Consider the following 13,959-nt stretch of genomic DNA (forward strand, 5'->3'; position numbering starts at 1 on the left):
GCATATGTCAATTTTTTCTTGCAGATACTACTAAACAATTAAAGCCACGGGAAGTGGATTTTAACTTCTCAGTGGCCTCTACATCAATCATTTTATTTTAATAGACGTTATGAATTGGAAGAATTCTTCCTTAATTCACTATACTGAATATGAATTGTGTCACAAACAGCTTAATTAAAAAACTCCATATGTGTTTTTTCCTGCTTATAGTAATCCAACCTATCAGATAACGTACCTGTATGGAACTCAAATTTATGACCATCTGGGTCAGTAAAGTAAATTGATTTTTTGTCTCTTTCATCTCTCGGACGCCCTGATAAGATAGGTACATTCAATTCCTTTAATCGATCATACATTTTATCAAACTCATTCTCTTCAATGGAAAAAGCAATATGCGTATACGAATGATGTATGTCATTACGAGGTATGTCTTCTTCTACGTTAAGAGCTAGCCACATTCCATGTAAATCGAAGTAAGCCGTTTTTCTACCCTTCACCAATAGTTTCGCATCAAAAACGTTTTGGTAAAAATGAATGGAAAGGTCTAAATTAGAAACAGAGAACAAAAAATGATTAAGTCCTTTTATCGACACTAGTTATCACCTCTAAGGTCGTTTTATTATTATCACATCAAGCAGAAGGTAGATCGCTTTACCACTTCCTTCTGCATCTGTTTGTAGAACAGTTCCAGCTTTTTTCTACCGTCGCCGTTTGATTATGAACAGCACATGACAGCTTTATCAAAATCACTCGCATCAATTAGAATATGACCACTTTCATCAATAATAAAATCAATTTTAGTACGTGATAGTCTTTCTATCGCTGAATGAAAAACGCACTAGCATCCATTCAAATGCCATGTACGTCCCTTCATCAGCCTACCTCACGTCATATTCGCCTTTTCTTCTGCCTTTACCTTCCACAAACCATACAAATGCGTCACAATCACCTTACAAACTGCATAGGTCGGAATGACAAGAATCATTCCTAATACTCCAATAAAACGACCTGCCACTAATACTAAAATTAACACCGTCACTGGATGAATCGACATCTTCTTTCCGATAATTTGTGGCTGAACAAAAATACTTTCAATTTGCTGAATAACCACAACTATGATAAGTACGAGTAGCGCCATCATCGGTGAATGAAGCAAGCCGACAATAAAGGATGGTATGGCACCAATCCAAGGACCAACATATGGAATGACATTTGTGAGCATACCAATCATCGCTAAAATCAACGCATACTCTAAGCCAATACTCGTAAAGCCAATGTAATAAAGAACACCAATGAATGAGCAAACAATTAAAACCCCTTGAATATAGCTACTTAATGTTTTATCCATATTCGTCAATATTGTGCTCACTTCATCTTTTTTCTCCTTGTTAAAAAAACGAACCATATATTTTGGAAGCTTCTCTCCTTCCTTCAACAAATAGAAAAGAAGAAAAGGAATAATTAAAAACATTAATAATGTATTGAAAATAGAACCAATAAAACCAACACTTCTAGGAACAAGATCCCCAAGAATCCCTCCAATGACAGCACCTATTTGTTCAATTTGACCTTCAATTTCAAATGTTTCCGCTAAACCTATACGATCAATCCATTCATTTCGCTGTATTTCCGCAATTAATAACTGCAGCTCAGCAAAAATAGCGGGAATATTATTTATAAAATTCGTAAATTGCTTTTGGATTTCCGGTCCAATGATCGAAATAAAAATCGTACCGGCTATTAGTAAAGCGACATATATAATCAAAATAGATAACACTCTAGGGACTTTTTTACTTAGCAAATGTACGAGAGGTCTTAACAGATAGAATAAGATTCCCGCTATCAGGATTGGGAAAAATAATGTTTGAACAAACACGACAACCGGTCGAAAGATCCAATCAATCAAGGTGCCCAAATAAATAATGACAAACAGCATGATAATGATGGACCCGACTTTTAATGTTTTTATGTACACGGCGAATGATCTCCTTTGACTTAGATAACTGCTTCCCATTCATTTTAGCACTTCCAAATTTTATCGTCATCTGTCAACAGAAAAAAGACTACTGAAAGTAGCTTTTTTGCTTATCAGTAGTCCTTTCTAAACCTAACTCATTATTTACTTATTTTTTTATCTTTTGGCGTGTAGTAGTTAATCCTGTACCTAACAAGACAAATAAGATCCCAATTAAAAACCATTGAACGAATTGAGTCGATGTAACAGGCAAGACCCCTTCAGTATGATCAGTTTGCCGGTTGCGTTCCTTTTTCTTCATTTCATTTTTGTATTTTGCTTCCTTCGTGTCGTCCTCTTCCTTCGTGTCATCCTCTTCCTTCGTGTCATCCTCTTCCTTCGTGTCATCCTCTTCCTTCGTGTCATCCTCTTCCTTCGTGTCATCCTCGTTATCCTCTATACCCGAAATGTCATTTGGATGAAACACAGCAAAAATACTAAAATGATTCGTCATTGCTCTTATGAAGCCGTCCACATACGATCCTCCTACATCCTCCCATTGCTCGAGTTCTGCATTCCAAAAATACACTTTTAATTCATCCACAATATATTCATCTGAATCATCAATCGGAAACACTAATTCAATAGAATGTTCAAACTCTCTTATCTTCTTACCGTTCTGTTTAATAGTGAAATCATATATGGAACTTTTCGAACGATCAGAAGCATTTGGCCAATTCCTCTGTTCCCCTATTCTTTCAAGATAAATGAGTAAATCTTCTGAACTATAAAAATTAGCGATTGCTACATTGACTGTTACATCATCCTTTACAACCATTACATTGACATTTCGCTTGCGAAGGGTTGCAACTTGTTCTATAGATAATTGGAACTTTTCTATATTTGCCAATTCATTATTTAGAGTAGCTACTAGCACTCCATTGTAATCAACTGAATGAACCTCATCATCTCGAACAACAGCCGTTCCATTGACTTCAATAGGGGTACTTTCTACGATTTGTTTTAATCGATTAACTTTCACAATATACTTATTAATATGACCGTTTTCAGCAGTTATAACGATTTCAATTTCATTTTTACCACTGTTTAGTAAAATATCTTCACTTTTTTCACCGTTACGTGTTGCCTTACCGTTAATAGTTACAGTTGCGCTTTCCGTGAATAGTGTTGTCATGTTTATACGGTCATATCTTTCTCCTACTGTTATTGTGTACTCATTAAGATCAGAGCGAAAAGTCGGACTTAATTCTCCTATATTTGTCGTTAAATCATGGAGAATCGCCTCACTATCTAGCTCCTTCCATTTTGCATATAGAATAATATTCTCAGTAACTCGGGCTGTTTCAAAATACCACTCTTCCGTTAACGCTTCATCACTATACCAGCCGACAAACGTATAGCCTTCTCTCTCTGGTCGCTCCGGCTTCTCCACTACCGATTCGTACGTCACCTCAACAGGAGAAACCTCACTTCCTCCGTTCGATTCAAACTGTACCGTATAGGCATTCACTTCCCACTTCGCGTACAGTGTCGTGTTGCCTGTGATCGCACTAGTAAAATCAAATGCCTCGTCATACAATGGAGTCGTGTACCATCCAACAAACGTATGACCGGCTTTCTCAGGCTCCTCAGGAATCTCTGTCACTTCCCCATGTCTTACCGTTTGAGCATCTACTTCACTTCCACCGACTTCTTCAAACGTCACCGTATAGGTATTCAGCTCCCAAGACGCATACAACGTCGTCTCTTCCGTAATGACATCCTCATCGAAGCTCCATTCCTCCGTTAACGCTTCATCACTATACCAGCCGACAAACGTATAGCCTTCTCTCTCTGGTCGCTCCGGCTTCTCCACTATTGATTCGTACGTCACCTCAACAGGAGAAACCTCACTTCCTCCGTTCGATTCAAACTGTACCGTATAGACATTCACTTCCCACTTCGCATACAGTGTCGTGTTGCCTGTGATCGCACTAGTAAAATCGTACTCTGTCTCATACAACGGAGTCGTATACCATCCAACAAACGTATGACCGGCTTTCTCAGGCTCTTCAGGAGCCTCTGCCACTTCCCCATGTCTCACCGTTTGATCATGGACCTCACTACCACCGACTTCTTCAAACGTCACCGTATACTCATTCAGCTCCCAAGACGCATACAACGTCGTCTCTTCCGTAATGACATCCTCATCGAAGCTCCATTCCTCCGTTAACGCTTCATCACTATACCAGCCGACAAACGTATAGCCTTCTCTCTTTGGTCGCTCCGGCTCCTCCACTATTGATTCATACGTCACCTCTACAGGAGAAACCTCACTTCCTCCGTTCGATTCAAACTGCACCGTATAGGCATTCACTTCCCACTTCGCGTACAGTGTCGTGTTGCCTGTGATCGCACTAGTAAAATCAAATGCCTCGTCATACAATGGAGTCGTGTACCATCCAACAAACGTATGACCAACTTTCTCAGGCTCTTCAGGAGCCTCTGCTACTTCCCCATGTCTCACCGTTTGATCATGGACCTCGCTACCTCCCTCAGTTTGAAAGTTAACGATATATTCATTTGCTTTCCACTTAGCATAAAGAGTCATATCTATCGTAATAGGAGTTGTTATATGAAATATATCCGAATATGTCTCATCAATATACCAATCTATAAATGTAAAACCTGGTTTCATTGGTGTTTCAAGCTCTGTAAGCGTATCTCCATGCTCTACAACTTGATCTGTCACATCGCTTCCACCTATTGAATCAAATGTAATAGTATAGGTTTTCGGATTAACAGTGACAGGAGCTGCTTCAGTCGCTGTCGTTGCTATATTTTCTCCATTTACCTGATTATTTGTGTTTGTCACAATCGCATAATAATACGTCGTTCCTGCTACTTCTGTAGGTGCTTCATAGGTCGAACTTGTTGCTCCTAAAATGGGGATACCACCTTCATTAGCGTTCTCTTCATGACTATACCATTGGTATGACAATGTCCCTGAATCATTAATAGCTGCTACCGTCTGCAAAAGTGGTTTGGATTCAAATTGATCGACTGTAACTCCTATAGGTTGGGAAGTGATTACAGGTTGTTCAGCATCACCATAGAACAGTGGATTCTCTATTGTAAAACCAATTAAAGTCAAGTGATGTAGATCATCATTTCCTCCTCCCCCATTTGTTAACGTTACATCAAAATAGCTCACATTTTGAAAATTCATGAACAATTCATAATCAGTCTGATTATCAGAACTTGTATCCAAACGAGCAGGAGAACCGATTAACTGTCCATTGACATCATAAGCGGAAATTTCCAATGAAGCCGTCACACTTCCAAAACCTGAATGAAATTGAAAACGAACTAAATCAAATGTACCACCTGTAAATACATCAGATGGCTGAAACCTTACTGTTCCTGATCCTGGTTCTGGCAAATCAAAATACAACCCTACACCAGGATCATCTACTAAAGGTTGAGTCGCTTCAACAGCTTCAAATCCATTTGTTGTATTGTCTAACCAATTCGAAATAGTAAAATCATGATGCAAATCTGGGGAAGTTGAGGCTTCTACCATATCGACTCTTAAAGCAAAACCCTGTAGCTGATAAAACATCATTAATAGAACACAAAGGATTATCTTCAGTCTTTTTGAACTCATTTTCTCACCTCTTTAATCTAAGCTACTATGAATGAATAGGAATAATCCCTTCCAAAGCAATAATAAAATGCATACCGACATATGGTTGCATATTATTATGAGGAGCCCCTCCTCCTTCTGGTTGTACAGCTCTTGAATTCATTGAAGTATCAGGAGCTTCAGAAGAATACACATTTGGATTCAATCTCCCCGTTGGACTATCCGCCCATAATGCATCAATGGGTGATTTCTCGTCATTCTCACTTTGACTCTGTGGGACATGAGCGTGCTGTGGCATTTGACTTTCTAATAAAGTGATAGACTTCTCGCCTCCTATCTCTCCAATTTCTCTTGAAACCAATCCACTCCCCTGACCTTGATGAATCGCGATTCTATCTCTCAAATCTGGTAAGGCAAACGTAGTTGTTCCGTTGCCTCCGTATGTTGTACCTATAACAGAAAACAAAGATACATGTTGTGATATAGAAATCAATTGTCCATCGCAAAATGCCCAACCCTTCGGTGCAAAATTTCCTGTAAATAAACGAACCTCTCCTATTAATGGATCCAAAAGATCCCCTCCTTAAATAGACTTCTAATTTCTTGTTGGAAAGTACCCACTTACTGCAATGCAATAATTCGCTACACAATAAGGCTGCATATTAGAATGGGGCTGACTGCCCCCTGCACTCGAAAGGGCGTCATCTCTCATCACCCCTCCTGCTTGATGATGAAAAGGTTGACTATCGCTTTGAGCCCAAATGTGATGTTCAGACTGAGTGGTTGTTGCCATGTTAGAGCTCGCTAATACTCGGTGTGTATGCTGAGGCATCTCAGCTATAGTTAATTCGTGTAATTCTTCTCCACCCTTCTCTCCTAATTGAATCGTTGTTCCACGGTGTACAGGCACTCTACCTCTAAGATCAGGCAAACAAAATGTCGTACTTCCATTCCCTCCAAACGTCGTGCCTAAAATAGTAAATAACGCTTGATTTTTTATGATCATTAATGTCCTTCCATCGCAAAAGGCCCAGCCTTCAGGTTCAAACGGAAAGCTAAAACACCGAATTTCTCCTAAAAAAGGTTCTGCCATTATAATCGTCTCCTCTAACTAATTTTTTCTTGATGGATACAAGCCTTCAAGGGCAATAATGTAATTTAAGGTGAAGAATGGCATCATATTATCATGCGCTTCTAATCCTCCTGATTGTTCCATTCCTTTTGTATCCATAACCTGATCTGGACGTTTGTTAGAGTATTGTTTCACTCCAGCCGAAGCCCAATAGTGATTGGCTGGTGACTTCTCCACTCCTTCTTCATCCGAAGCTATGATCTGGTGTGTATGTCGTGGAAGCTGATTTAACGTTAAGGTTACTTTTTCATTCCCACCATTTTGTCCGACCTGATAGCTCGTACCTGTTTGCGTGTTGGAGCCTTGGTGAATAATGGCTTTACCACGAAAGTCAGGAAGAGCAAAGTTGGTTATACCATCTCCGCCATAGTGATTATTAATTAACGTGAACAGAGCTTCATTTTGTGAGATTGATAGTAGTTGCCCATGGCAAAATGCCCAGCCTTCAGGTTCAAATGAGCCTGCAAAAGTTCGAATTTCACCAATAAATTGATCTGACATATCCATCATGTCTTCCTTATACATTGATCGTCCCTCCTATGACATTTGAATCATTATCTGTTCAATAAAGACCTACATAAAATAGTTCTTTATTGAACTTTATCAACTGAAGTTAAAGGTTTGTTAAACTACTGACTAAAATTAGTTAAAGTCTAAAAGCAAAGAACCAAGCTACTCACATTAGCTTGGTTCTTTCATTTCGTTTATCATTTTCATTACAAACACTTCTCTATGTACTTTTATTCATCATTCAACTGCCCACGTAATCGCTTTCACAATATATTCATCCCAAAAGGCCCATGAATGCTCTCCTGGTCCTTCCACATATGTAAATTCAATTTGCTCAGCATTTAAAAAATCGCGATACTTATGGTTTACGTCTAGTAAGAAATCTTCTGTTCCACACGCCATGTAAATAGCAGGAATATCAACTTTCGTATCCTTTACACGTTTGATTAGAGCTTCAGGATCCATATCGCTGCCTTCAAGCTTTGTCAAATCACCAAATACTCTTCGAAAATAGTTATAATCAGCAATACCATCATTAAAATCAGTATCAGCATTTTGAGCTTTATACGTAATCAATGCTGAGGATAATGCGATTATTTTGCTGAAATTTTCTGCATATTTCAACCCATTTCGAATAGCACCGTATCCTCCCATCGATAAACCACCAATAAACGTATCTTCTTTCCGATCAGAAATAGGAAACAGCTCTCTCGTGTACTTTACTAGTTCATTACCAACATATTCCCCATTCATCGCACCTTTGTCTTCATCATCGACATAGAAATGGTTCTCCCCTGCCGGCATGAAAACGGCAATACGGTGCTTATCAGACAACTCACGTATTCTAGTAAAACTAATCCAATCTGTATGGCTACCCGTGTACCCATTTAAGAGGTACAGAGCTCGCATCGGCTGCTGCACATCCTTTTCTCTCCCGGGCATTTCCATCGTATCCAATGGAATAAGTGCATTAAATGTGACTTCTCTTCTCATCGCTTTTGAATAAAAGTTAACTTGGAGCATTGCCATCGTGTATCAATCTCCTTTTCAAAAAATACTAATCCATGCCTCGATTCCAATTTAAAATTGAATGTGCTTTTTCTATAATTCAACCTGAACGGGCCAGCCCTCTTTGTTCTCAACCATATCCCAAAACATATATTCAAGCTGACTCGTTCTAACAACAATCTCTTCTAATCTCGCTAACTCCTGTTCAGGCTTCCCTTCCGCAAGCTTATTCATTAATTGCTTACTACTTTCTGCAAGTTCTGTAAATTCCGCAGAGCTATACATCTCCACCCAGCTACTATAAAAATTATCATCCAATGCACCAGGCCATTTAGCAAGGGAGGCCCCAATAAAATGATAGCTCCATTCACAAGCTAATACTGAAGCCACAACATTCTCAACCCCACCGCGTTGTGATAGATTTAACATATAGCTCGTATAGGCCGTCGTAATGGCTGAAGGCTCAGTTTGTTCTAGCTCTTCTACTGAAATCCCAAAATCAGCTGCATAGTTTCGATGAAGACCCATTTCCACCTCTAAGACTCCATGCAATAGCTTCGCAAAAGTGGTCATTGTTTCTAAATCTTCTGATTTCGAAGCACCTAATGCAAACAAACGCGAATACTCAATTAAATAGACATAATCCTGCTTTAACCAATGCTTAAACTTTTCTTGTTCTAACGTACCATCTCCTAGTCCTTTCACAAATGGATGCTCTAAATATGAATTCCAAATCGGTTCAACCCTGTTCCAAAGACGATCTGTAAATAATTGACTCATCCTAATCACTCCTATTCATAATCTAAGAACAAACACGCTTTGCGGTTTGTTAAAGCCATTGCCCTTTTTGTATCCGCTTTCGTATTGACTACAACGAGAGCCACGTACATCAAAAAACTATCTCCTACGCAAGAGATAGTTTTGGTAGCAAAAAGTAGCATCATTATGTCATCTACTCAATGACCAATTCCACTTCCCTACGCTAGTACGAACTAGATCAACTTCAGAGCGTCGAAACACTCTTAGCACATACAGAGCCACTCCAGTAAAGTTGAACTACGTGCTCCCCTAGTCAAATCTACCATATATTATACGTAATCAATATAGATAAAAGCAACTATACCGATTCATATCCAACTCATAATACAAACGTTGTCATCATTGCTGATAGCTCTTTCTAACTCGTTGCTTCCGAAAAAGCGACGGAGACAATCCTACCTTTTGACGAAAGACTCGGCTAAAATGAGCGCTGCTTTCGAACCCTACGTCCATAGAAATATCAGATATATTTTTGTATGGCTCCATTTCAAGCATAAATTTTGCATGATCAATCCGACAACTCATGACATACTCCATTACAGTCATCCCCACTGATTGTTTAAAAAGATGAGAGATATAATGTTTGTTTAATTTAAATTCCTGTGAAAGTCGATCCAAGCTTATCTTTTCCATGTAATGATCCATAATCCATGCTAACATGTATTCTATTTGTCTATCTGACGTGTTTTTTTTCGTCAAAATTTCGGCAATTGGTAACTGAGATAAATGATTAATCTCAAATAATAGCTCCACAAGCAAATGCTTTACTTTGCTTTCTACAAACCGATTATTAATAGAGAAACTTTCTCTACTATGAGACAATAGCTGTTTGATTTTCAACAAGGATGACTCTATCTGTGTCAGGTTCGCTTTATCCTCAACCCGGATAAGAGAATTATTCAAATCCTGAAATAACTCAAGCAATTCTATCGCTTCTAATGATTGTAATACGGGTTCAATATATTCAGGAAAGAACTCTACCGTCGTGCGAACATTCGAATGGGAAGGAAAAGGACACGTCCGATGCTTCGTTAAGCCATTTAATATAACTATATCACCAGGGTGTAAGTCATATATACGATGCTGAATAAAGATTCTAGATCTACCCTCATGAAAATAATATATTTCAAAATCACGATGTGTATGAAAATGCTCCATACCGTATGTATCATTTTTTTTATAACCGAAGCTCAACCAATTACATTCCATCAGTCTTTCCTCCTTCTAACGTCCCTCTTAATTGTGTAAGCGTTATCATAAAAAACATAACAACACTACTCACTATTATGATTAGAAGTTTAATTGACCACAACTCTTCTGTCTAGTTACGTTTAGACTAATTGTATGTATGAATGTATGATTCATTTTCCATCTTTTAATATCATTTTTATAGTCCAAAAGACTTCCCTAAGAATACCAATAGGCACTGAAAAAGCATACTTTTTCAGTGCCTATCAATAAACCTTATTCTAAAGGAGGTCCCATGTAAATGGAGTGCCTCTTTTCACATCTTTGCTAACTGATTTCCCTAAAATCATATCATAATATTTAGCTGGGAGCCCGTACCCTGGACGAATAATTCGAACCTTTTCCTCTGTAATAACATCGCCTTTTTTCATATCCTCAGTCACATATAAGGATCGTCTAAACATCATTGAACGTTTTTCATGATCCGTTGCTCCATAATGAATGCTTCCTAACGCTTGCCAAGCTCTATTTGTTTCTGCAACAAGTGATTTCATTTCAGCAGGCTCCATAGAAAAAGCCGCATCTGCACCACCGTCTTCACGTGATAAAGTAAAATGTTTTTCAATGACTGTTGCTCCTAAAGCAACACTCGCAACTGATACACCTATTCCTAAAGTATGATCAGATAGGCCAACTTGACATTGAAATAAATCTTTCATATGTGGAATAGTTAAGATATTCGTTTTTTCTGGTGTTGCTGGATACGTACTTGTACATTTAAGTAAAATGAACTGATGACAGCCGTTTTCCCTAAGTGTTTGAACAGTTTCACCAAGCTCTCCAACTGAAGCCATTCCAGTTGAAATAATCATTGGCTTTCCTGTTTGAGCTACTTTACGTATTAATGGTAGATCTGTATTTTCAAACGATGCAATTTTATATAATGGCACATTTAATGATTCAAGAAAATCAACAGCCGTTTCATCAAAAGGTGTACTAAAACCTATTAGTCCTAACTCTTTACACCGTTCAAAAATCGGTTTGTGCCATTCCCATGGCGTGTATGCCTGTTCATATAATTTATATAACGATTGGTTGTTCCACAAACTATTTGAATCTCGTATCACAAAATCCTTATGAGTAAGATCTAATGTCATCGTATCTGCTGTATATGTTTGAATCTTTAGTGCATGTGCTCCAGATTTTGCAGCTGCCTCTACAATCGATAAGGCTTTTTCTAATGATTGGTTGTGATTACCAGACATCTCTGCAATGATCAAAGGTGGGTGATTTGGACTAATTGTACGCTCATGAATGTGAATCCCTTTCATAATCCTCTCCTTTCCCGTTTAACCATCTTCTTTTAACATCAAGCCATTTGTCATTAAAGAGAGCAAATACATATACATCGATATATTGGCCATTTCGTTCTATATGATTCTTAAACTTTCCCTCTTCTTTAAACCCTAGCTTTCTATGAAACTTTAAACTAGGTTGATTAAATGCTAATACCTCTGAACATAACTTTCTCATTCCTATTTGCTCAAATATACATTCCAGCGCTAAAAAACCTAATGCAGTCCCCGACCCCTTTGGTGCATTTTGTTCACCGATATAAAACCCCCAATAGCTTTTCTTGTTACGTCGATCTATTTGTGAGAAATGGACAAGACCAATTGGATGATCCCGATAAAATAAAAGTTTAATCATTGCATGATCACTTTGTTTGATTTTTTGAAACCATTTTTCGTGTTCTTTGAGTGTGATTACATGGTCTGTATACATACATTGTCGTATCGACTTCGAATTTCTCCACTTTAAAACGAGTGGTAAATGTTCTTCTTTCATGCTTGTTAAAGTATATTCCACAAAATGTTCCATTACTCAACCCCTCCAACAATGTGTTGGGTCACCATCGAAGTAGGAAACTCTTTACCCATCATAGTCATACAAGAATATGACATCTCCTTTACTTTATCAGGGTGTTTTAGTAGGTGTTCTACATGTTTCACAATATCTTCTGCAGTTACTTTTTGACTATCACCTATATGATGGATGATCCCATATTTGAATGCAGAAGCAATGACATTTTCTTGATTCTTTGCTGTCATAATCGTCAATGTTGGTAGTCCTAAATAACACCTTTCCCATGTTGTACTGCCCCCTGCCCCTATAGCCAAACTTGCTTTTAGCATCACGTTTGCAATATGATTAATATGTTCATAATAAACAACGTTCGGGTACTGTTTGCATAATCTTTTGATTTGATCTTTTCGAACATTAGACTGACCTACTATTACATCAAATAATATGTCTATTCTGTTCATTAATCCAACAGCTTTCAACGCTTTTCTCGTTTCATTAGTTGGATCACTCCCTCCAAAGAAAATCATGATACGACGAAGTACCCCATCCCGTTCAGCTAACTCTCTTCTAGCTTCTCTAAATTCTGAACGTAACAAAGCGAAGTCAGTTGAGTACAATGGGTAGGAACCAACCCTTTATAACGATTATTTCGATTAATGTACTCATTTTGATCTAATAATATATCACAATCGTGCAAGCGATCCGCTAAATCATCTATGACCATCACTTTACTCACTACTGTTCTCATTTCACTTTCCCATTTGTGATCAAGCGAATAGTGATCAACAATGAGCAATTCTATTTTAGTATGGAAGAGTATTTTTTTCGTTTCATAAGCATCTTGTTTCCAATCTACTCTAAGCCAGCTGGAATGTGTAACGTCTCGATCAACTTCATAAGAACGCTCTATTGGTGTACGTAATGAATGAACATGGAAACCTTTCTCATTAATGAACGAAATGAGGTTCCCATCTAACTTTCGACAAAGAAATGAAACAGTCGCACCGTTATGCTGTAATTCTTCAGCAAGCGTAAGACAACGCATGACATGACCTGTTCCGATTTCAACAGAGGCATCTGTACGAATAGCCACATTCATTTATCCTCGTTCTCCTTTTGTTCAACATGAACATTCAATTGCTTCCAATGAGGAAACTGTTTAAGTAACTGTAATGTATCTTCCAATGTAAACAATGGGTTATTTGGATGTAACTTCTCAATGATTCGCTTGATTAACTCAAAATCTTCAATTGTATCTACAGTCCACCTATTGGCGCTTTGATCTTCTTTATAATAGAAATTTAAAATCCGAAACAAATCAGATTGATTTCTAAAAAATAAAGTGACATGTTCTCTTTCCGAATGTGACCGTGCCATATAATATGCCTGCTTCAACGCATCAAACGAGAACACCTCTGTATCCATACCTCGTGGATATGTCCTTTGCATAGTATTAGATATATAGTCGAACTTATTGTGATACTCTTCAAATAAGGAAATACCCTTTTCAATCACATGCGGATCAATAATAGGACAGTCTGAGGTTAACCTTACAATGACATCTGCCTTTAATGACGTGGCTGCTTCATAAAATCTAGCTAAGACATCCTTTTCATCACCTCGATAAAAAGGAACATTTAGTTGATGACATAATGAGACAATCGCATCATCTCCTGCAAGCTTTGTCGTTGCAATAACAATCTCATCTAATCTAGTAACTTTTTGTACTCTTTCAATTTGATAGGCTAGCAACGGCTTATTTAATACTTCTTTTAGCACTTTTCCAGGTAATCTCGTTGAACCCATTCTTGCTTGAATGATGGCGACTACTTTCAC

Annotated in this window: 14 protein-coding genes; all 14 read right to left on the reverse strand. The window is 38.0% G+C overall.

Annotated elements, in window-relative coordinates; all coding sequences use genetic code 11:
• Positions 1-170: 170 nt before the first annotated feature.
• Complete coding sequence (fosM, locus tag MW695_RS03855; RefSeq protein WP_247103550.1) at positions 171-593, reverse strand: FosM family fosfomycin resistance protein; 423 nt, start codon at positions 591-593, stop codon at positions 171-173.
• Between the two features lie 290 nt (positions 594-883).
• On the reverse strand, positions 884-1,975 hold the full coding sequence (locus MW695_RS03860) for an AI-2E family transporter (RefSeq protein ID WP_247103551.1): 1,092 nt from the start codon (positions 1,973-1,975) through the stop codon (positions 884-886).
• Between the two features lie 148 nt (positions 1,976-2,123).
• Complete coding sequence (locus MW695_RS03865; protein WP_247103556.1) at positions 2,124-5,621, reverse strand: InlB B-repeat-containing protein; 3,498 nt, start codon at positions 5,619-5,621, stop codon at positions 2,124-2,126.
• Positions 5,622-5,646: 25 nt separating this feature from the next.
• Positions 5,647-6,171 carry a phage tail protein gene (locus tag MW695_RS03870; RefSeq protein ID WP_247103557.1) on the reverse strand — a complete coding sequence of 175 codons (525 nt, stop codon included), beginning with the start codon at positions 6,169-6,171 and terminating at the stop codon, positions 5,647-5,649.
• 24 nt (positions 6,172-6,195) lie between these two features.
• Positions 6,196-6,693, reverse strand: a complete 498-nt coding sequence (locus MW695_RS03875; RefSeq protein ID WP_247103559.1) for a phage tail protein — start codon at positions 6,691-6,693, stop codon at positions 6,196-6,198.
• 18 nt (positions 6,694-6,711) lie between these two features.
• On the reverse strand, positions 6,712-7,257 hold the full coding sequence (locus tag MW695_RS03880; RefSeq protein ID WP_247103562.1) for a phage tail protein: 546 nt from the start codon (positions 7,255-7,257) through the stop codon (positions 6,712-6,714).
• Positions 7,258-7,479: 222 nt separating this feature from the next.
• The gene (locus MW695_RS03885) at positions 7,480-8,271 is read right to left on the reverse strand and encodes an alpha/beta hydrolase (RefSeq protein WP_247103569.1); all 792 of its coding nucleotides are present in this window, start codon (positions 8,269-8,271) and stop codon (positions 7,480-7,482) included.
• Positions 8,272-8,343: 72 nt separating this feature from the next.
• Positions 8,344-9,030, reverse strand: a complete 687-nt coding sequence (tenA, locus tag MW695_RS03890) for a thiaminase II (protein WP_247103570.1) — start codon at positions 9,028-9,030, stop codon at positions 8,344-8,346.
• A gap of 378 nt (positions 9,031-9,408) precedes the next feature.
• Positions 9,409-10,278, reverse strand: coding sequence for a helix-turn-helix transcriptional regulator (locus MW695_RS03895; RefSeq protein ID WP_247103571.1), 870 nt, complete (start codon positions 10,276-10,278; stop codon positions 9,409-9,411).
• Positions 10,279-10,538: 260 nt separating this feature from the next.
• Positions 10,539-11,588, reverse strand: coding sequence for a pseudaminic acid synthase (pseI, locus tag MW695_RS03900; RefSeq protein WP_247103574.1), 1,050 nt, complete (start codon positions 11,586-11,588; stop codon positions 10,539-10,541).
• Positions 11,566-12,138, reverse strand: coding sequence for a UDP-4-amino-4,6-dideoxy-N-acetyl-beta-L-altrosamine N-acetyltransferase (gene pseH / locus MW695_RS03905; RefSeq protein ID WP_247103579.1), 573 nt, complete (start codon positions 12,136-12,138; stop codon positions 11,566-11,568). The genes pseI and pseH overlap by 23 nt, the downstream gene beginning before the upstream one ends.
• Complete coding sequence (locus tag MW695_RS03910; RefSeq protein ID WP_247103581.1) at positions 12,138-12,719, reverse strand: glycosyltransferase; 582 nt, start codon at positions 12,717-12,719, stop codon at positions 12,138-12,140. Before MW695_RS03910 ends, pseH begins: the two co-directional genes overlap by 1 nt.
• A complete protein-coding gene (gene pseG / locus MW695_RS03915) occupies positions 12,680-13,222 on the reverse strand; it encodes a UDP-2,4-diacetamido-2,4,6-trideoxy-beta-L-altropyranose hydrolase (RefSeq protein WP_247103583.1) in 543 nt (180 codons plus the stop codon). Before pseG ends, MW695_RS03910 begins: the two co-directional genes overlap by 40 nt.
• On the reverse strand, positions 13,219-13,959 hold the full coding sequence (locus tag MW695_RS03920; protein WP_247103739.1) for a cytidylyltransferase domain-containing protein: 741 nt from the start codon (positions 13,957-13,959) through the stop codon (positions 13,219-13,221). The genes pseG and MW695_RS03920 overlap by 4 nt, the downstream gene beginning before the upstream one ends.

Origin of the sequence: Halalkalibacter sp. APA_J-10(15), from assembly GCF_023017105.1 — a bacterium.
In the GTDB taxonomy this organism is placed as follows: domain Bacteria; phylum Bacillota; class Bacilli; order Bacillales; family Bacillaceae_D; genus Halalkalibacter.